The organism is Niallia sp. WK069_GA_01 (assembly GCF_983173855.1).
Window position 1 is genome coordinate 4,787,345 of record NZ_OZ470138.1, and the last position, 20,303, is coordinate 4,807,647.

The 20,303-nt window shown below is 35.9% G+C and carries 17 protein-coding genes; 1 reads left to right on the forward strand and 16 read right to left on the reverse strand.

Annotation, left to right across the window (positions count from 1 at the left end; translation table 11 throughout):
• Positions 1 to 75 precede the first annotated feature (75 nt).
• The 7 genes from AC5LWL_RS22265 to AC5LWL_RS22295 all read right to left on the reverse strand — a co-directional run bounded on the left by AC5LWL_RS22265 (position 76) and on the right by AC5LWL_RS22295 (position 7,985).
• On the reverse strand, positions 76 to 1,686 hold the full coding sequence (locus AC5LWL_RS22265; protein WP_493436328.1) for a peptide ABC transporter substrate-binding protein: 1,611 nt from the start codon (positions 1,684 to 1,686) through the stop codon (positions 76 to 78).
• A gap of 163 nt (positions 1,687 to 1,849) precedes the next feature.
• Positions 1,850 to 2,839 carry an ABC transporter ATP-binding protein gene (locus tag AC5LWL_RS22270; protein WP_493436329.1) on the reverse strand — a complete coding sequence of 330 codons (990 nt, stop codon included), beginning with the start codon at positions 2,837 to 2,839 and terminating at the stop codon, positions 1,850 to 1,852.
• A gap of 3 nt (positions 2,840 to 2,842) precedes the next feature.
• Entirely contained in the window at positions 2,843 to 3,802 is a 960-nt protein-coding gene (locus tag AC5LWL_RS22275) for an ABC transporter permease (RefSeq protein ID WP_493436330.1), read from the reverse strand.
• Positions 3,803 to 3,806: 4 nt separating this feature from the next.
• The gene (locus AC5LWL_RS22280; protein ID WP_493436331.1) at positions 3,807 to 4,736 is read right to left on the reverse strand and encodes an ABC transporter permease; all 930 of its coding nucleotides are present in this window, start codon (positions 4,734 to 4,736) and stop codon (positions 3,807 to 3,809) included.
• A 14-nt stretch (positions 4,737 to 4,750) separates the two neighbouring features.
• Complete coding sequence (gene dppA, locus AC5LWL_RS22285) at positions 4,751 to 5,578, reverse strand: D-aminopeptidase DppA (protein ID WP_493436332.1); 828 nt, start codon at positions 5,576 to 5,578, stop codon at positions 4,751 to 4,753.
• Positions 5,579 to 5,886: 308 nt separating this feature from the next.
• Positions 5,887 to 6,195 carry a DUF3870 domain-containing protein gene (locus tag AC5LWL_RS22290; protein WP_493436333.1) on the reverse strand — a complete coding sequence of 103 codons (309 nt, stop codon included), beginning with the start codon at positions 6,193 to 6,195 and terminating at the stop codon, positions 5,887 to 5,889.
• A 215-nt stretch (positions 6,196 to 6,410) separates the two neighbouring features.
• Positions 6,411 to 7,985, reverse strand: coding sequence for a histidine kinase N-terminal 7TM domain-containing protein (locus AC5LWL_RS22295; protein WP_493436334.1), 1,575 nt, complete (start codon positions 7,983 to 7,985; stop codon positions 6,411 to 6,413).
• Between the two features lie 279 nt (positions 7,986 to 8,264).
• Between AC5LWL_RS22295 and AC5LWL_RS22300 the strand changes: the two genes are divergently transcribed.
• Positions 8,265 to 9,008, forward strand: coding sequence for a TspO/MBR family protein (locus AC5LWL_RS22300; RefSeq protein WP_493436335.1), 744 nt, complete (start codon positions 8,265 to 8,267; stop codon positions 9,006 to 9,008).
• Positions 9,009 to 9,179: 171 nt separating this feature from the next.
• Here the strand turns inward: AC5LWL_RS22300 and AC5LWL_RS22305 are convergent, their stop codons facing one another.
• From AC5LWL_RS22305 to AC5LWL_RS22345, 9 genes are all read right to left on the reverse strand, one after another.
• Positions 9,180 to 10,577, reverse strand: a complete 1,398-nt coding sequence (locus AC5LWL_RS22305; RefSeq protein ID WP_493436336.1) for a protoporphyrinogen oxidase — start codon at positions 10,575 to 10,577, stop codon at positions 9,180 to 9,182.
• Between the two features lie 643 nt (positions 10,578 to 11,220).
• On the reverse strand, positions 11,221 to 12,387 hold the full coding sequence (tuaH, locus tag AC5LWL_RS22310) for a teichuronic acid biosynthesis protein TuaH (RefSeq protein WP_493436337.1): 1,167 nt from the start codon (positions 12,385 to 12,387) through the stop codon (positions 11,221 to 11,223).
• Positions 12,388 to 12,402: 15 nt separating this feature from the next.
• Positions 12,403 to 13,161 carry a teichuronic acid biosynthesis protein TuaG gene (gene tuaG, locus AC5LWL_RS22315; RefSeq protein WP_493436338.1) on the reverse strand — a complete coding sequence of 253 codons (759 nt, stop codon included), beginning with the start codon at positions 13,159 to 13,161 and terminating at the stop codon, positions 12,403 to 12,405.
• Complete coding sequence (locus tag AC5LWL_RS22320) at positions 13,161 to 13,844, reverse strand: hypothetical protein (protein ID WP_493436339.1); 684 nt, start codon at positions 13,842 to 13,844, stop codon at positions 13,161 to 13,163. Before AC5LWL_RS22320 ends, tuaG begins: the two co-directional genes overlap by 1 nt.
• A complete protein-coding gene (tuaE, locus tag AC5LWL_RS22325) occupies positions 13,841 to 15,289 on the reverse strand; it encodes a teichuronic acid biosynthesis protein TuaE (RefSeq protein WP_493436340.1) in 1,449 nt (482 codons plus the stop codon). Before tuaE ends, AC5LWL_RS22320 begins: the two co-directional genes overlap by 4 nt.
• A gap of 22 nt (positions 15,290 to 15,311) precedes the next feature.
• Positions 15,312 to 16,250 (reverse strand): NAD-dependent epimerase/dehydratase family protein, encoded by a 939-nt coding sequence (locus AC5LWL_RS22330; protein ID WP_493436341.1) that lies wholly within the window; start codon positions 16,248 to 16,250, stop codon positions 15,312 to 15,314.
• A 262-nt stretch (positions 16,251 to 16,512) separates the two neighbouring features.
• On the reverse strand, positions 16,513 to 17,685 hold the full coding sequence (tuaC, locus tag AC5LWL_RS22335; RefSeq protein WP_493436342.1) for a teichuronic acid biosynthesis protein TuaC: 1,173 nt from the start codon (positions 17,683 to 17,685) through the stop codon (positions 16,513 to 16,515).
• A gap of 224 nt (positions 17,686 to 17,909) precedes the next feature.
• On the reverse strand, positions 17,910 to 19,352 hold the full coding sequence (gene tuaB, locus AC5LWL_RS22340) for a teichuronic acid biosynthesis protein TuaB (protein ID WP_493436343.1): 1,443 nt from the start codon (positions 19,350 to 19,352) through the stop codon (positions 17,910 to 17,912).
• Positions 19,353 to 20,012 (reverse strand): sugar transferase, encoded by a 660-nt coding sequence (locus tag AC5LWL_RS22345; RefSeq protein WP_493436344.1) that lies wholly within the window; start codon positions 20,010 to 20,012, stop codon positions 19,353 to 19,355.
• Positions 20,013 to 20,303: the final 291 nt, after the last annotated feature.

Here is a 20,303-nt window from a genome sequence, read left to right on the forward strand (position 1 = left end):
AAACTCTTCCACCATATCGCTTTTAGGTGAAAGTCAGCTAATTTCAGACAGCCCCTTTTAACTCTTCCTTATTCTTTACTTCTTATCCGCCCATTTTAACTCTAAATATCCAACAGGATGGCGTACAATTCCTGTTACATCATCATTCTGCATATATACATAGTTATAAAAATGAATAGGGAAAATTGGTGCTTCGTCTAAAAGCAGTTTTTCTGCTTGATACATGATTTCAAATCGTTTTGTTTCATCTGATTCATTTTTTGCTTCTTTAATCAACTGATCATATTTCGCATTAGACCAGCCAGTTCTATTCATTGCTAATCCAGTTTGGAAATTTTCAAGGAAATTAATTGGATCGCCATAATCAGCTAGGAAAGAACTTCTTGATAACTGTAATTTCAGCCCCGTTTGATCTTGAACAAATACATTTGCTTCCATATTTGCAAGCTTTACATCTACCCCTAAATTATCTTTAAACATTTGCTGAAGCGCTTCTGCTATCGCTTTATGTGTATCACTTGTACTATACGTTAATGTCACTTCAGGAAGCTTGTCATATCCCTCCTCTTTCATCCCTTGTTCTAACAGCTTTTTCGCTTCTTCCACATTCGTTTTCAATAAGTCACCACTTTTTTCACGGAAATCATTTCCATCTGCGTCTTTGAATCCGTAAGAAACAAATCCGTAAGCTGGTTTTTCTTTGCTTTTTGTTACATAATCAACAATTTGCTGTTGATCGACTGCTAAAGCAAATGCTTTACGAATATTTTTATTATTAAACGGCTTTTTCGTTACATTAAATCGATAAAAATAAGTTCCTGCTTGATCTTCTATTTTTACTTTGCCATCTTTAAATAGCTGTTCGCTTAAATCCGGTGGTACATCTGAAGTATCCAGCTCGCCATTTTGAAACATCTGATACTCTGTATTAGTGTCGTTAATCATAGCCCAGTGAACTTTATCTAATTTCACTGTACTTGCATCCCAATAATCTTTATTTTTTGTCATTTCAAAATAGTTATCGTGTTCCCAGGCAGTTAAGTTAAATGGACCGTTCCCCACAAAGCTGTCTGCTTCCGAGAACCACTCTGGATTTTCAACTGCCACTTTTTCATTGATTGGAAAAAACGCTGGATTAGAAATAACATTTAAAAAATATGCCTGTGGACTTGTTAGCGTCACTTCGAATGTTTTATCATCTACTGCTTTTAATTTGACATCATCTGCAGACCCTTTTCCATTTGCATAATCTTCTGCTCCATCAATGAAATACCCTAAGAAAGAAGCAGGTGAAGCCGTGTCTGGATTTAACAGCCTTTTCCACGCAAACACAAAATCTCCTGCTGTCACGTCATCTCCATTTGACCATTTAGCTTTATCACGAATATGAAAGGTATATACTTTTCCATCTTCTGAAACATCCCATTTCTCAGCTGCAGCAGCAACTGGTTCGTTGTTTTTGTCTAACCTTACCAGTCCTTCCATTAGATTATTTAATGCACTCCAAGAAACACTGTCGAATCCAATAGGAGGATCAAAAGAAGTCGGCTCTACTTGATTATTTAAATAAAGGACTTTCTCACTGTCTTCGCTTTTCTTATCTGTACCTGCATCGCTGTTTGCCGTACATGCTGATAGTGTAAAAATAAGCATGATTGCTAGAATACTACACCATAATTTTTTCATTGTTCTCCCCCTAAGATATAAGTTTTTACCTAATCTATAAAAATGCTTTTTCTAGAGGCTGTTTTCGTATGAATATTGCTTTTGAATGGGCAGCCTTTTTACTTTCATTAGAATCAGCAACTAGATTACTCGTTTATCTCTCACTTACTAAGCTATTTTTTTATTATCTAGCCAAAACTTTCTGTGCACGCTTATCCTGCAGCCAGCAGTCCACCTCATGATTTTCCTGTATGGATGTTTTCATTGGATATAAACGTTCACATACTTCCATGGCAAAATCACATCTTGCAGCAAACGGACAGCCTGTTGGCGGAGAAAACAAATCCGGTGGAGTGCCGTCTATTGGTACTAACTCCCCATCTTTGTCCAATCTTGGAACAGAACGCAATAACCCTTTTGTGTAAGGGTGCTGTGGATGATAGAAAATATCTCTTCTATCTCCCATTTCTACAATTTTGCCTGCATACATAACAGCAACTCGATCCGCTACTTGAGCAACTACACCTAAATCATGTGTAATAAGAATGATAGAAACTTGAGTTTTTTGTTGAATCTCCCTAAATAAATCTAATATTTGAGCTTGAATCGTTACATCAAGTGCGGTAGTCGGCTCATCTGCAATTAGTACTTCCGGTTCACAAATTAAGGCCATGGCAATTACAATCCGCTGCCTCATCCCTCCACTAAACTGATGGGGATATTGCTTTAATCTCAATTCCGGATTCGGTATTCCGACTAATCGGAGCATTTCTAGCGCTTTTTCTTTTGATTCATGCTTGGTGATCCGTTCATGCTGTCTGATTCCTTCCATAATCTGTTCCCCGACAGTTATGGTTGGATTAAGTGCTGTCATTGGATCTTGAAAAATCATTGAAATATCCGCACCTCTGATTTTTTGCATATCCGCTTCTTTTAATTTTGTTAAATCCTTATTTTTAAAAATAATCGAGCCATCTTTTATTTGACCAGGAGGATTGGGAATTAAACGCATAATACTTTGCGAGGTAACGCTTTTCCCACAGCCTGATTCTCCAACGATGGCTAATGTTTCTCCTTTTTGAAGAGCAAAGGATACTCCCCTTACTGCTTGCACTTCTCCACCATATGTTGTAAATGATACATGAAGATTATTCACTTCCAGTATAGTTGTCATCCGTTACCTCCTTAACCTTGGATCAAGGGCATCTTGCAGGCCATCCCCTAAAACATTAAAAGCAAACATTGTTAATGAGATAAATAGGGTAGGAAAAAACAATCTCCACCAATGACCAGATAATACAGATGACAAACCTTCGTCTGCCATTACACCCCAACTTGTTAATGGCGCTTGGATTCCCAGTCCTAAAAAGCTCAAAAATGCTTCCGCAAATATTGCTGTTGGAATCGTTAAAGTCATTTGTACAATAATTGGCCCCATTGTATTTGGAAGAAGATGTTTTTTTAATATTCTAAATGTTTTTGTTCCAAAAGTTTTCGACGCTAAAATAAATTCATAGTTTTTAATTTGCAGCACCTGCCCTCTGACAATCCTCGCCATTCCAACCCATCCTGTTATAGAAAGGGCGATAATGATGGTTGAAAGTCCTGGTCCTATCACTACCATAATTAAGATGACAATTAAAAGGTATGGCAATCCGTATAGAACCTCTACCACTCTCATCATATAGTGATCGGTTTTCCCTCCCTTATAACCAGAGAAGCCACCATATACAACACCTATAACAAAATCAATTACCGCAGCAATAACTCCTACAAAAATTGATATACGTGCTCCATACCAAGTTCTTGCAAAAACATCTCTGCCTAAATTATCCGTTCCGAACCAATAATCGGAGGAAGGAGGTAGATTTTGATTCATAAGTTTTTGTTCACTAATCGAATGAGGCGAAATGATTGGGCCAATAATAGCCATAATTATTAGACCAATTAAAAAAACAAGTCCACTCATTGCCAGCTTATTTTTCACTAACCTTCTCCATGCATCCTGCCAATACGATAAACTAGGTCTGACAACAGCTTCCGTTTCCCCTGCCTTTTTCTGTAATGGAACAAACCATTCATCAAGAGCATTATCCTGTTGTGTATTTTCAAATAAACGTTCCTTGCGCAAGCCCATCTCCTTATCCCTCCTTCTTATGCAGCTTTATTCTTGGATCTAAGATTCCATATGCTACGTCGACTAGAAACAACATAACAATTAATATCGCACTATAAAAAATCGTAGTACCCATGATTACCGGGTAATCTCGGTTATTGATGCTGTCTACAAAATATTTCCCCATTCCAGGTATGGCAAATATTTTTTCAATAACAAACGTACCTGTTAATATGCTGGCAGCAAGGGCGCCAAGCAATGTTACTACTGGGAGCAGTGCATTTCGTAATGCATGTTTAAAAATTATTTTCAAAGGAGTTAAACCTTTGGCTTTCGCTGTTTTTATGTACTCTTGTGTTAATACCTCCAACATGCTTGTTCTTGTTAATCTCGCTATTATGGCAGTTGGTCCAGTAGCCAATGCGATGATAGGCATCACCATATGCTTCCAGCTTGTCCATGTTGCAGTAGGTAGTATGTTCCAGTTCACTGCAAATTGCTGAATTAACATGGTCGCCAATACAAAATTCGGAATAGAAATACCAATTACCGCCAATGTCATCGCTATGTAATCAACCATTCCGTTATGCTTTAGTGCTGCTATAACTCCGAGCGTGATTCCCGAAATAACAGCAACAATAAGGGCAATTAGTCCAAGCTCTAATGAAACCGGAAATCCCCTGCCGATCATTTCATTAACAGTTTGAGAGGATTTTTTTATCGATATGCCAAAATCAAATGTCGCCACTTGTTTTAAATAAATGCCATATTGAACAATTAGCGGCTTATCCAAGTGATAATATGTTTCTAGATTTTTTTGAATGGTGCTGTTTGTGCTGCGCTCTTCGTTAAAAGGAGATCCTGGAGTAATATGCATTAGAAAAAAAGTAGCTGTAATGATTATCCATAATGTAATAAGCATGGAAAAAAATTTTTTTATATAATAGGACCTCATGATGTATCACACTCCTAACAAAATGTTGTATGCATCGCTAATTCGGTCATAACAAGCATTGCTTGATACGCTTCAAGAATATTTTTTGCTTGATATCGAACAACGGTTGTTCCTGATTCTATTTCTGTCCCAGGCATTAAATTAGCCCATTCCGCTTGACCATGATTGGCAAACTCAATTCGCAGCAATGGATTTTCAGGTGGAACCAGTGGCTGCACTTGATCCCTTTTCTCTAAAGCAAGTTTTGTTTTTTCCTTTAACAGCTCCCCTGCCATTTTAGGTGTTAATGAAAGTGCGCTTGACCGGGAAATACTTTCTTTTACTACCGCTGTTGTAATGTTAGGAATAAGCTCTTCCGCTTCTTTCGCCGCCTGGTCATCTCCAGCAACCATTAAAACAGGAACGCCAAAATAGCCTGCGACAAATGCATTAAACCCTAACTCTCCAACAACCACATCATCTATGTACATATGTCGTACACCGTAAATCATGCTATGTGTCATCACGCCAGGAGTAGAGGCACGAGCATGATATCCTACAAAAATTGCACCGTCATTAGTATCATCCAAACCTTGTACCATAGAATACGGCTTGACATCACCGGTAATTAGCTTCGTTTTGGGATGCAATCTTTCAATAAGCAAATTATTCATTTTACTATGGCTATCATTTACGATTACTTCTTCCATTCCATTGTCAAAAGCACTTGTGACGACATAATTCGCTTCATCTGTCATGATAATTCGGCTGCGGTCATAATTTAATTTGCCTGAATCTACTTGAGTGTGGTCGATTAAACCTGTAATTCCTTCCATATCAACGGATATATATAATTTTTTCACTTCATTAACCTCCTATATATTAGTAATTATTATTATACATCTAGATTGAAAATTCTGTTATTTTATAAGAGAAAGGCAAACGCCTTGTTCAGCTCCGAAGAAAAATGTTCTCTGGCCGGCTAAATGCGCGTAAAAAAAGAAAATCGACTAAATACGCAACATCCTGTATGGCGAAGCTAGACACTTATCAGAATTCAAAAATCTTATACTTTCTTACCTTTTAAATAAAAAAATCCAGTTGACAGAGAATATATTTACTCTCTATCAACTGGATTCTCTCTGCGTATAACAGAAAAAGCAGTTTTCATTTATATTTGTTTATATTTTAGATAAGCATTTTTAAAAGCAACCATTACCGCTTTTTGAGATGAACCAAAATAGCGTGTTTCAATTTCCTTTAATACTAAATCAATATCAAAAATAGAATATCCTATTAAGATAGATTTGATAAAGGCTGAAGTTAAATCGATGGTAGAGGAACACTCAGCATCTACTATCTTATTCGTTGATTTATCAATAATAAGGGCAATAAAAAAACCGTTATATTGCTGCATAATAGCATTATTGGAAGATGTTTTACTCTCACCAATAACATAAACAGTATTAGGATTATACATAAAAGTCCTCCTGCTGCACACGGGTATTATATGAGGTATTTATGGGTTAACATAAATATTCATTATAATGCATATGCCTTATAAAAATTGTAATACAGGCTATTGCTTTTCGCAATCATTTTTTACGTATTTTCTGATTTTTTTAACAATAGATGTTAAATTTTCTAACATACTTTATTTAAATCACTAGTTTGGTAGAAGCTTGCTTGAAAAAATCATATTTTTCTCATCTCTGCACCTTCTGCTACATAAACCATGTTTCTACCGTTCTTTTTAGAAGCATATAAAGCTTGGTCAGCTTTATTAATCAGTTCGTCTACCTTTTCTAATCGGTTAGAACAATCTATAGACGCTACTCCAAAGCTTGCTGTCATCTTTAGTGCTTTATCCCCAGCATAAAACAAGCTTCCTTCAATTGCTGTTCTTAATTCATCAGCAAACATTCCCGCTTGTTCTAATGAAAAATCGGGTAAACAAATGACAAATTCTTCACCCCCATATCTACCAAAAATCCCTTTATTATCAAGGATTTTTTTCCCGACAGATGCAATATGTTTTATGGCTTTATCCCCGCACGCATGCCCATAATGATCATTAATGATTTTGAAATGATCAATATCAAATAAAATAAATGAAACAGGCTGTTGTGATTGTAATGAATTTATAGTCAATTTTTTTGCTTGTTCAGAGAAATAGGTTCGGTTATATATGTTCGTTAATCCATCCGTATATGCAAGCTGCTGTAATTGCTTTTCTAATTTTTTATGCTCTGTAATATCTATTAATACGATGATGCTTCCTACAATTTCCCCTTTACGCTTACTAACAGATGAAATTTTCACTTGAAAATATTTCATCTCATTTAAGTCGGAATATTTTATTTCTGTTATAACTGGAGATCCTTTCAATCGTTCAAGTGAATAAAGTATCTTTTTATCGATGAAGTCTACTTTTTTTATCTCTTGGCTGATATTTAAATAAGGAAATAGTTCTTTTGCCAACGAATTAAATTCTACAACTCGACTGGAAAGATCCAGTACAATAACACCATCTCTCATACTTTCAAAGATATAATCTTTTGCTATCGGATTAACGACTAGCCAATGAGTAGAAATAATTGCCCATAAATACATACTAGACGTAAAAAACATGACAATTGGAACGGGATCTATTCCTTTTGGTGTTATACCTACTAAATAAGAGAGGGATGCCGTTACTGGCAGTATAATCCCTATTATTAGAGTCAATATTTGCTTCCAATGTTTAGATTTTGTTTTCACCCAATACCATACTAGAAGGAGAGCACCAATAAAAAGCGTGCCGAATGTATAGCTGCCGTGCACAATATACCATTGGCCAACTGTTATATTTAACAGTGCGGTTCCCTTCACATAGGTTAGTTCTGTTGCTTTATAAAAAAGATGATGATACTCATTTGTAGCTATCAGGATAAAGGAAAGGGCAGGAATAAGATAAAAGAAACTATAAGTCTTCTTGTTTACAAGCTTCGCTAGTCCAATATATTGTAAAACAAGAATCAGCGTTGCAGGAGCAGAAAAAGGCATTCCAATATACTGAAATACTACCCAAAACATAACACCATCCATTGTGGTACTGGTCAGTTCTAAAGCATGCCCAAAAGAATAAATGGCAGAAAACGCCGATAACCAAACAAAAGTTTTTGTCCCTTCAAAGATATGTCTATTCCAATAGGCAATTATTCCTAAAATAACTTGAAAAACACCTGTTAGAGACATCACAACAATATAAATCATAATAACGTGATCCATTTTTAAGCCTCAATTCACCCATTAATAATTGTTTAAAAGGAAGAATTCTTTCTAATCATCAAGAACTAATTCTCTCTTTCTATTATTATAATAGTGGTTAATCCGGCTTACTAGCAAAAAAGTGATTTTCTTCCTTTTTTCAAGCATTAATGAGCGAAGGAAATTCTTCACTATTTCTTTTCTGCTTGTCGTTAGAAGAAACACTACTGAGTAAATGGATTAGATAATGCCCTATTGTGGAATATAAGGAAAAGAATCTTGATAGGAAGGGAGAAATTCGTGAAGCTTTTTATCTTAAATCTTAGTGCCTTTTTCATTATGGTAGGAGTAAATGCACTAGCCAATCTTATCCCACTGAATGGGCATACAACAGGTGAAATATCCAACAAACTAAATGTACTAATTACTCCAGCACCATATGCGTTTATGATTTGGGGGTTCATTTATGCGATGATAGGGATTTGGCTAGTAAGAGAGATTCCAAGAAACAAGCGGAATTCTCCAGTATATACAAAAACCTCTTTTTTATTTGTGCTAAGTTGTTTATTTAATGCTTGTTGGATTATTGTTTGGCATTATGAACAAATTGCATTATCTGTTATCATTATGATTTTTTTATTTATTGTTTTGCTATTGTTGTATAAAAAGATCAAATTCTATTCTAGGCGTTTTTTTGCTTATTTTGCTTTTTCTGTTTATTTTGGATGGATTAGTGTTGCAAGTCTTGTGAACATTAACTATTACGTTAAGCACCGAGGATGGAATGTTTTTTCTGTTTCGGATACGATATGGACCATTTTTTTATTATGTTTGACTGCAGCTTTTTGCATCTATTTTCGTATTAGGGAAAGGGACTGGCTTTATTCTCTTGTGATCATATGGTCGTTTATTGCGATTGGCATAAAGAATATGGAGCATTTTCCTCTTGTTGCTTATACGGCATATGTATTAGCAGTTGGTTTGTTTATTTTTAATTTCTTTCCTTCATTGGAGAAGAAAAAAGGCGTTGTTCATTTGAAATAGTCCACAGCCTGCATAATACACTTCGCCTTTCTCATAGGAGTCTCCGTGTATGCATGCTGGCTGCTCTGTGCTATAAATAGTGAAAGTTCACAAAAAAACTTACAAAACGAGTCAAAGACTAGTCTTATAAGGTTGTATAGTACCTTCTACTTTGATTGTTTTTTTAGTTTGTTAAATTTTCTGCAGGATGGTGTTGGCTACTTTTTCTGCTGTTGCTTCTCCGTTTGCAATACAAGCGGCGATGCCTACTCCGTAATAGGAGCATCCTGCCAAGAATATATCTGGATAAAAATCCGCCAATTTAGTAGTTAAACATTCAACCGCCTCTTTATGCTGTAAAGAATACACGGGCATTAAGTTATTCCATTTCGTAATCTTATAGCCTGTTGGTTTTGTTTGTATGCCAAGACTTTTTTCGATGTCTTTTCCTGCTACATTCACGAGTTCTTCTTCCGTTAATCCATTAAGATGCTCATAAGCTGGATTCGATTTTTTATAAAATACTCTTAAAAGTAATTGATTATGTTTTGATGTATGTTTCCATTTTCTGCTTGTCCATGTACATGCATTACATGTTAATTCACTATCCTCTGATACAATAAAACCTGTTCCCTCTTTAGGAAGCACTTTATCTGGAACATCATACGTTAAATACATCGTTATGTTAGAGGAATTTTTCAGTTTATTAAAGTCAGAATCTAGCTTATCATGACATAACAGCTGCTGTGACACATCATGTGGTGTTGATAAAATCACAGAATCTGCTTCTATATCTTGATGATTCGAAAAGGTGAGCGTATATTTACGATTTTCTTTTCTTATTTTCGTTGTTTGTACCCCTTTGATAATGGTTACATCTGTTAATACTTCCTCCAAGCGAGTAATAATAGTTGATAATCCATTTTTAAAGGAAATAAATTTTTTATTTGCTGCAGATTGAAAACTGCTTTTATTTTTAGCCAATCCTTGAACAATGCTTCCAAACTCATTTTTATAATCCAATAAAAAGGGAAGTGTCGATGCCATTGTTAATGTATTTAAGCTCCCAGAATAAACACCTGCCAACACTGGGGCAATTTGTTTTTCCACTAACTCTTTTCCAAAGAAATACTCTAAAAATTCACCTATTGATGTTTCTTTTGTAAACTGTTTATTTCGTTTAAAGAGATCTTTTAATGCTTCTATCTTTCCTCTTGCTGAGACAAGCTCACTGGAAAATAAGGAATCCAAACTCATTGGTATTCCAAAAATAGAATCCTTTGGAATTTCTAAAAGCTGATCTTTTGTGTGAATATAAGAGATTCCTGTCGCATTATATACAAGCTCGTCTTCTAATTGAAGCTCCTTCACAAAAGGCAATACATTTTTGTTTCTGGCAACAATCGAATCTGCACCAGTTTCCATAATAAAATCATCTTTTTCAATCGAATGGATTTTTCCGCCTAAAGTTTCTTTTTCCTCTACCAAAAGAAGCTCAACAGGTAAATTATTGGCTTGTTTTAATTTTTGCAAATAATACATAGTAGATAAACCCGTTATTCCTCCACCTACAACAACGATTTTTTTCAATTAAATTCACCTCAAAATTCTGTATATATTAGGGTCATTATCCCATTTTCTATAAAGATTAACAGCTAGTTTTTTGTGTATATTTGTTCACATTTACCTATAATCTGCTACTAACTAAACCTTCGCAGTTACATCTCATTCTATATAAAAATACAACTAGGATTTGAGCAATTAAGAAAGGAGATTCATTTTTCATTTACTTACTTTTTCCAGGGTAGACACCCGCGGAAAAATTTTTGCATCATGACAAAAGAGAAGAAGCAGATTTCTTGAGTTTTATAAGCAGGGAGCAGACGGAATACACGAAGACTCCTGTGAGATTTGCGAGACAGGTGAGACCCCGCAGGAGCATGCTGCGAGGAGGCTCACCGCTCGCCCCACGGAAAGCGAAGTGTATTCCGGCTGCGGACGACGCGCCTCTTTTCAATGTAGCCATCCATACAACCAAATTGCACCATGGCATATGAGAAGAAGCAGATTTCTTGAGTTTTAGTCGGAATACAAAAAAGACGATTAATAAATACCACTTAATTAGACTCTAATAATTATACCCCATTGACGTTCATGAACAAAATACCGAACCCTTTTCCTTCTATATCATTCAAAAAAGCAGCCTATCTGCACGATAAAAGGCTGCTTTTTCCTATCTAACGGAAACACGCTTTACTATTTCTGTAAAGATTGTATCCCAATCCTTTGTCTTTGCCAATTCTATCCTTCTATTCCTCCTTTCTTTATTATCTATGTGCTTCTCCATCGCTTCACAGGCTTGAATAAAAACTTGACTATCACTAGTATCGATTGAACAATATACACCAGCCTCTTTATACGAGTCTGTTGATGGTAAATTCACTCCAACTGCTGCTTTCCCTGCTGCCAAGAACTCAAACAATTTAAGAGGAAAAATAGCTTTATTATAAAGTGATGGCTTATAAGGCATTATCCCTATATCAATTGTATTCATATAGGTTGGGACGATATGAGCTGGAATGCTTCCTGTCCACCATACATTCTTTTCTTGCAATAATTGCTGAAAATCCGCAGAGCCATTTGTTCCATCCGGTCCTACAAATAAAAAAAACCAGTCCTTTTTTTGTTGGGCGACTTTTTTTATCAAGTCAAAATCCAATTTTGGTTTAATTCCACCAATATAACCAAACACTGTGCCTTTTGCATAATCTGGAAGAATAGTGTTCGCTTTTTCGTTTATTTGAAAAGAGGCAAACTCCACTCCATTTTCATATGTATACACATTGTCCCGCTTGCTTTCTGGCACTCGTTCTTGTATTTGATTAAATAAATAAAGCGAAGTACAAGTTATATGTTTTGCCTGTTGAATAATTTTTTCTTCGCTGCGATAAATTAATTTTTGTCTTACAGCCATTAAAAATGATTGAGTTCCACTAATTGGTTGTGCCCACAAATCACTGCAATCATAGATGATATTATCCCATGAAAAACGTTCAGAAAGATTCGCATAAGCAGGATAGGTATACCAAAGCACTAGTTGACATCCTTGCTTCCTTTTTTCTAAATAAGCAACGAGAGTATCCAGTTTTTTTTGATAAAAAAACGCAAGAAACCGACTGAAACGAAAGAGTTTATTTTTTCCTGCATCTGTTAGTGGCCATTGTGTCAGACCATTTAGCAGCTTTTTTGGCTTGCGTTTATCTTTTGAAGATGGATATAACCAAATAACTTCTTCCGTGTCTTGCTGTTTCTGCAGGTACTCCGCAAGACGATGTCTGCGATAGCGCAGCGAATCTCTTGTCCATTCTCCAGTTGCTACAACTACATGAATTGTTTTCATCCCTATACCCCTTCTTTATAGTCTTTTGCGGACGGCATGAAAGGCATAGTGGGAAAAACACCATGTTGCTTCTAATAGATTCAATTTTTCCACTTGACGATAAACATACCAAGTTTTTTGAGCTGCCCTCCACTTATTGCCGGAGATGGATAGATTCCCAACTCGATATTCTGCCAATACTTCACTTATACCAAATGCCTTATATCCTTTTTTTAAGATGCCTAACCATGTTGCCAGGTCTTGCCGTGTTCGTATATTCGGCATTTTTATGGGTCCAGTTTGCTTTCGATCGACAACAACGGTTAAACAGCCAACAATCGTGTTTTTTAACATATCTTGATAAGAAACCATCTTTGGTGCACACACTGTTTTTCCTAAAGGAACCCCCTCAGCCGAGATATACTCATATGCTGTAAACGTAAAGGCATGCTGGTGCTCCTTCATAAAAGTGAGCTGAACCGCTAATTTATTTTGCTTCCATTTATCGTCACTGTCTAAAAAGGCAATATATCTTCCTTTGGCATGCAGCAATGCCTTGTTTCTGGCAACTGCTGCTCCTCCATTTTCTATTTCACAGAAAACTTGGATTCGCTTTTCTTTCATTGCAAGCATTTGCAGCAACCTTTGTGTTCCATCTGTCGAGCAGTCATCCACAATAATCAATTCCCAGTTTTCATACGTTTGTTCTAAAATGGATTGAATACTTTCCTGGATAGAATCTCGGCTATTATAAGAAGGCATAATGATTGACACTAATTCATTATCATACTTCATCAGCGAGACACCTCTCTAACGGAATTACTCGTCTTCCTTATCGGTACAATCACCCAAATAAAGCTAAAAGTGATTCCTAACAAAGCTCCTAACACGCCTCTATCCTTTGCAGATAATGTCCTGCCTTCCTCTAACAGCGTTACATCTTTTACTATCGAAGCAGGCATAATAGATAGTTTGGTATTTTGCAGTTCATATAAAAAGCGCTGCTTGTCAACAGCTGTATCAGAGCTTGCTTTGATTTGTCCTAAAGCATTAATGTTTTCTTGAATAATGGATTCCTTTTCAGAAAAATGCTCTTTATCTGCTGTTAAGAAAGCAGTAACAATCTTTGTTAAGTCTGCTAATGATTCATCTTTGCTAGAATTTGTATACGATAAATGAACAACACTATTTGCCCCTGCGGTGACTAAGAGGGAAGTGTTTTTTGTTTCAAACCAATTATCTTCTATATATTGATTATAAAAAGCTTTATTCGTTATCATCTGTATAACATTCCCTACCTGATTAAAAGAAGCATTTTCATAGCTTCCCAACTCTATATCCGCTTCTGCAGTAAAACTTTTATGTTCTTTTCCAAAAGGGAGAATTGCCCCAATCAGACTACATATAAAAATGAATCCTACACATACCCATATTCTCTTTTTTATACGTTCGGCTACCTTAACCATTATTTCCGTCATAATAGAACATACTCCTTTGTTTCTTTTTTGAGTACCGCTATGGTAGAAAGCGCAAATCCTAGAAATACCCAATGAAAATAAAGGTTGCTGACAGAACTTGGACTGATGCTGGAAAGGAGAAACGCAATCTGAGCAGTTAAGCATGCCTCTATTAACATTTTGTGTGTTGGCTTACGGACAATCTCATGTAGTTTATAAAAAGAAACGCAGATATAGAAAATCAAACTGATATAGCCCAAAAAGATAAAGATTCCGAAATTACCGATAATTTCCGCAAACCAGTTATGCACCTGCCACACATTCCCAGTAGGAAATATCGGATATTTTTCCAAATAATAAGGGATATTTCCTGCCCCTACTCCTAAACCATATGTATCTAGCACATAATAAAAAGTATTTTTCAATAGATTTACTCTCGCAAGATTAGATGGCAAAGTCTCTGTCCTTGTATAACCCGCTGACATAATTGCCCATTCATTCATTTTATTTATCACTTCTGGAATAATGATAAGCAGTCCAAGAAGAAAAAAAATGGCAGACAAAATCAGCGTTATTTTTTTTATTCTTTTGTTTAACAGTAAAAATAAATAAATCAGGATGCCTGTAATAACGGCTAACAAACTAGCCCGGGAATCTGTTAAATAAATGATATAAACAGAAATACAACCCAGCAGGAAGGAACCTCTTCTGATCCAAACATTTTGTGTATTTCTTGCAGCAGCCATATACAAAAAGAAGGAAATACTTAAAAAGACAGCAAAATCATTTTGATTAAAAAATACGGCTGTTGGGTAAGCAAGCTTATAGTCGGGTGCGCCATAAAGGCTAGAGCTTGACAGTTGAATTTTCATAAAATGATTAATCAATCCCAGAGCCAATAAAACTGCTGTCATGCTCAGCCATATCCCGTAAAAAATAAGCAGATAGGATACTTTTGTAAAAAGCATGTTCGCTAAATATACAAACAGCATGCCAATCCCTAGCAGCATCATATACTTTACTGCATCCAATACAGATTTCGCCCAAAGAATCGAAATGATTCCATACGAAAACCATAAAAATAAAAATAACCAAACACCCTTCAATGGAAACTGCTGAAAATTTTTCACTAGTTTCTTTTCCTTAATACCATATACAAGATAAAAAACTGCCGTTATGATCAACATGATTCGATAAAAAAACAATGTAAAAAAATCAATATTTATACTAAAAATAGATTGGTTAAGAAAAGTGGCTGCCACTAATACATACATCATGCCTCTTATCTGCTCTTCTGCTGTAAATATTTCTTGTAAAAAGGCAATTGCCAGCAATGCAATCCATAAGGCTGAAAAACAAAACAACCATGTAAACTCCACGTGAAATAATACAACGGAACAGGCAACAATAAGAAACAGAAGGATGGCTGCACCTATTGTTTGGCGAACCAATTGATTACTTTCCATGTGTTTCAAATCCTTCCATCCATTACTTTAGGGCTTGCAGCCTATTGTTGGAATAGATAAGCGTTTCCTTCAAACCAGCTTCTATATTCGTTTGAGGAGTCCAGTTTAATATCGTTTTTGTTTGTTGATTGCATAATACGCTGTGTCTAATATCTCCTGCCCGTTCTGTTTCATACGTTGTGTCCAGCTCATCTGCAAGTGCAGCGCTTTTCATTTTAACCAAAAGCTCATTGATGGTAATAACTGTGTTGGATGACACATTCACACAAATATTTTCTACAGCTTGCAACGCCTTCACATTAGCAGCTGCCACATCTTTTACATAAATAAAATCCCTTGTTTGCTCCCCATCTCCATAAATGGTGAGCTGTTTATTTTCACTTATCCGTTCTGCAAAAATAGAAACAACTCCACCTTCTCCCTTTGCATCCTGTCTTGGACCATAAACATTACTGTAGCGGAGTATACTAAAGGGCAGCTGATATAACTTATTAGCAAGTTTTAAGTATTGTTCCACTGTCAATTTTGTCAACCCATAAGGAGATTCCGGAATAGTTGGATGTTCCGTTGTAACCGGCAAAAACATCGGATTGCCATAAACAGCAGCAGATGAAGCAAATACGAACTTTTGAACAGATGCTTTTATAGCTGCTTTCATCACATGCAGAGATCCTTTTACATTTACATTTTCATCGTGTAAAATATTGTGCACCGATTCCGCAACACTTACTTGTGCCGCTTGATGAATAATATAATCTGGTTCTAATGAAGCAATAAAATCAATAATGTTCGGATTGGTAATATCGGATTGATATATCTCAACGGGAAGATGAGCAATATTTCTGTAATGTCCGGTAGAAAAATTATCAATAACAATAACTTTATACCCCTCCGCAAGAAGCTCTTCTGCTATATGGGAGCCTATAAAACCTGATCCACCTGTTACGATCACTTTTTTCATTCTTCATCCTCCTAAAATCTTTTGTTATTTTTTCTTATAAAGGTTGTTCAAAAAGTCCGGTAAAAATGACACGTCGAATTTCTTCGTTGGTTTGCTTTTCCGCTTCTCACGTATTAACTAGAGGTTCTTCCACTAAAAACGCTCACGTCCTGTGAGCAACGTGGAAGTCATCACATCCTGTGAAAGGGTGATGCTAAAGGTGAAACCGCCTCGAACTTCTTGGTCCTTTTTATCCTCCTTTTTGAACACGCACTTATAACACTTATCTAAGCAGCGTTGAATAATGATGTTTTAAGCGATTTGCATTTTTATCTGCTTCATAATATTGATGCACATAATCGTATAAGCCCTCACATATAGCATGAATATCATATTGACCTTCTAAATACTCATTTAATCGTTTTGCCAGACTTTGAACAGATTTAGGTTCAATTAATACATCCCTAAACTTACCAAATAGATCTGGGACTCCTCCAACACTTGTGCAAACTACAGGTATCTTTAATGAAATTGCCTCTATTACAACGGTCGGCATTCCTTCCGTATAAGAAGGTAAAGCAAATATCTCACTAGCAAGCAAGTAATCTACGACTAAATCATTTTGAATTTGACCTAATAAGAATAGACGATGATTATATTCAGGGTGCTTTTGTAATAATTCTTTAGCAGGTCCATCTCCTATATAATAGATGACGACATCTTTAGGCAGATTTTCCAAACTTTCTGCGAGTTCAAATATTCCTTTTTCTTTTATTAATCTGCCAACAAAGGTAATAATTCTTTTATCTTCCGGCAGACTCAGGCGTTTTTTTATACTATCTTTCGATGATGAAGACATTTTAAATTTGGATAAATCAATGCCGATAGGAAGGACGATGCTTTTTTTACCTGTTTTTTCTTTTGCTGCATCCGCTAAATGCTGGCCTACTGCAATCACCTGATCAGCCGAAGCAACAGCTTGTTGAAATATCTTTTTTGCACTATTACTAAAAGTCGGATAAACGTGAACATCACTTCCATGTAAGGTTAAAACCCATGATCTTTTCAATTTTTCCGCTACTATTTTGCAAGCACCACCAGATGGCATTGCAAAATGAGCATGGATAAAATCAAATTTCAGTTTTTCAGCTTCAATTATATGTAAGAGCGTATTTGCAATTCTTTTATGTGGCTGGGACCATCTAAGCTGCCCTGGATATGCTCTGTACTTTGGTTTATATACGGTTATGCCATTGCGTTTATACACTTCTGGGCAGCCTGACTGTTGATATTTCTTTTTTATTAGACGAATAATAGGAGGGTTGCATGGTACAGGACAAATCACCGTAACCTCTACACCTAATTTTTTTAAAGCAAGAACTTGAGTCTCATGAAATACTCCGCTTCCAGGCTCAGCTTCACTAGGATAAACACTTGTAATCCATAAAACGTTCATGATCATCTTCCTTTTAATTAATATGGCAATCTTTTAAATGCTTGTTCAAAATAGAGGATAAAAGGACCGAGAAGTTCGAGGCGGTTTACTCCTGAGCATCACCCTTTCACAGGATGATGACTTCCACGTTGCTCACAGGACGTGAGTGTTTTTAGTGGAAGAACCTCTAGTTAATACGTGAGAAACGGAAAAGCAGACCAACGAAGAAATTCGACGTGTCATTTTTACCGGACTTTTTGAACAACCTCTTTAAGTAAATATTTCTTCAAAAGCAAGATATACACAAGGGCACTTGCCGCAACAGATAGTGATAAAACGAAAATAGTGCCGTTATGATAAAAACTGGTGATCCATTTCACTAGATAAGCAATACAAGCAATTACGATTGCCAATAAGAACGGGACTGCAACAGCGTTAACATACTCCCCCCATCGCAAGTGGATTAAATACGCTAACAACCATCTTCCCATTAGAAAATTAACAAAACTTACAACAGCATATGTCCATGCCACCACTTCTAATTGATTGGTTAATACTGCTGTAAATAGAGCAAATCCATATAAAAACATAACGGCAGTATCCCAATAAAATGCGATATTTGCTTTTCCTTTCGCCAATATTACACTGCCATTCGGGTTACTTAAAACTCGAAAAATGCCAACAATTAGCATGATTTTTAAAATTGGAACAGCATCCATCCACTCTTTTCCAAAGAAAGTTGCAATAAACAAATCTGCTACTGCAAATAAACCGATTAATAATGGGAAGGAAAGAAGCGCCAATAATTTTGTCATATATAAAAATCCGTCTACTAACAGTTTTTTTTCATGCTGTACTTTTGAAAAAACTGGAAAGGCTACCCTTGTTACAATCGGATTAATCTTCAGCACGGGAACTGTTACAATTTGATACACTAAGTTATAAATTCCTAATGCTTCCATCCCCATAAATTTCCCTATCAATAACACATCCATATTGCTGCCGATTCTATTAACCATTCTTGACAACAGCTGATACAGGCCAAAGGAAAAAAATTCTTTGCAGCACTTTATGTCAAAAACAAAGCTTGGTTTCCATATCTTTCGGTAGAAGCAATAGTACAATATTCCTTTTAAACTATATAAAACAACTTGGGAAAGTACAAAAGCCATAATAGGTGCGACTATATGTGTAAATAACAACAGTAACAGCAATAAAAAACTACTAATTGCTGATATCGTTTCCAGTTTTCCTATTAGTTGAAAAGACAGTTTTTTTTGCATTAAATACTGTGCCTGCTGGCCAATTGGTGCAATTAAAAACATAAAAGAAAGAAGCCTAACAGCAGGAATTAAAGCATCCTCATGAAAAAAGCTTGCGAAAATTCTACTGCCCAACTGCAAAACAATAAACAACAGAACGCCTAACAGCAAATTCAGCCAAAATAGTGTGGACAATTGCCTGTGGGATGCCTGTTCTTTTTGAATAATGGCAGATCCTAATCCAAGATCCAATATGATTTGGGAAAAAATAATAATGGTTGTAAGCATACCGACCAAACCAAATTCATGTATCGTTAAGGTATTGCCAAGCAGCCAAAATTGAACAATTTGAATTAGTGTAATAATAATGGTAGACAGGCTGGTCCACTTTGCACCTTTCTTAATTTCCGATTTAATGGAAAGCAATTAACGTGCACCTTCTCCTGTTAAAATAACCTTTACTGTTTTTAACAATATTTTTAGTTCCAATTTAAAGGTTAACGTTTTGATATATTCCAAATCATATGTCAGCTTTTCTTTTGGTGTAATATCATATCCACCATTTACTTGAGCCAATCCCGTTAATCCTGGTTTTACGATTAGTCGGTTGGAAAACCCAGCTATTTCCCTATCAAACTTCGCTGTAAAACAAGGTCTCTCTGGTCTAGGACCGATAATCGACATTTCCCCTCTTAATACGGATAAAAGTTGGGGAAGTTCATCAATCCGCGTCTTCCGAATGAAAGCACCTACCTTTGTAACCCGTGGATCATTTGTTTCTGCCCATTTGGCACCATCTTTTTCTGCATCTATTCTCATTGAACGCAATTTAATCAAATGAAAATACTGTCCTCCCTTTCCAACTCTTTGCTGTATATAAAAAGGGGATCCAGGTGTTTCTATCCTAATTAATGCTGCAAATACTACAATGATCGGCATGGAAACCAAAATTCCGATAGTAGCTAAAATGAAATCCAGTGCTCGTTTTACATACAAATAATATTCAACTTGTTTAGGTAAGGCTATTTTAGAACCCTGTACGATTGAATAATCATGAAAGATATTAATACTCTTTTCTGCACGCATAATGCTCACCTCGTAGATTGATAAATGACAAGTTCTTTGTATTCAGTATAGGACGAGATTATGTAGCTACTATTTATGAAATATAAAGGAATGGTAAATGTTTGTAAAAAATCATTGATTGAATGTAAATCTGTATTATTTCTACTTTTGAAAGGTGTTACAGCTAAATGGAGCTAGACAGACTTCACATTTCAGAAAAAACTTATCGTTTCTTACCTAAAAAAAAGCCTTCTACTAGAGAAGGGCTTAAAAGTTTTCTATTAATAGCGAGAATGATTTGCGTTTTTTAGG

Excerpts from the sequence above, each read along its gene's own strand:
- AC5LWL_RS22265 (WP_493436328.1), bottom strand. The coding sequence starts at position 1,686 with ATGAAAAAATTATGGTGTAGTATTCTAGCAATCATGCTTATTTTTACA.
- AC5LWL_RS22270 (WP_493436329.1), bottom strand. The coding sequence starts at position 2,839 with ATGACAACTATACTGGAAGTGAATAATCTTCATGTATCATTTACAACA.
- AC5LWL_RS22275 (WP_493436330.1), bottom strand. The coding sequence starts at position 3,802 with ATGGGCTTGCGCAAGGAACGTTTATTTGAAAATACACAACAGGATAAT.
- AC5LWL_RS22280 (WP_493436331.1), bottom strand. The coding sequence starts at position 4,736 with ATGAGGTCCTATTATATAAAAAAATTTTTTTCCATGCTTATTACATTA.
- AC5LWL_RS22290 (WP_493436333.1), bottom strand. The coding sequence starts at position 6,195 with ATGTATAATCCTAATACTGTTTATGTTATTGGTGAGAGTAAAACATCT.
- AC5LWL_RS22295 (WP_493436334.1), bottom strand. The coding sequence starts at position 7,985 with ATGGATCACGTTATTATGATTTATATTGTTGTGATGTCTCTAACAGGT.
- tuaH (WP_493436337.1), bottom strand. The coding sequence starts at position 12,387 with ATGAAAACAATTCATGTAGTTGTAGCAACTGGAGAATGGACAAGAGAT.
- tuaG (WP_493436338.1), bottom strand. The coding sequence starts at position 13,161 with ATGAAGTATGATAATGAATTAGTGTCAATCATTATGCCTTCTTATAAT.
- AC5LWL_RS22320 (WP_493436339.1), bottom strand. The coding sequence starts at position 13,844 with ATGACGGAAATAATGGTTAAGGTAGCCGAACGTATAAAAAAGAGAATA.
- tuaE (WP_493436340.1), bottom strand. The coding sequence starts at position 15,289 with ATGGAAAGTAATCAATTGGTTCGCCAAACAATAGGTGCAGCCATCCTT.
- AC5LWL_RS22330 (WP_493436341.1), bottom strand. The coding sequence starts at position 16,250 with ATGAAAAAAGTGATCGTAACAGGTGGATCAGGTTTTATAGGCTCCCAT.
- tuaC (WP_493436342.1), bottom strand. The coding sequence starts at position 17,685 with ATGAACGTTTTATGGATTACAAGTGTTTATCCTAGTGAAGCTGAGCCT.
- AC5LWL_RS22345 (WP_493436344.1), bottom strand. The coding sequence starts at position 20,012 with ATGCGTGCAGAAAAGAGTATTAATATCTTTCATGATTATTCAATCGTA.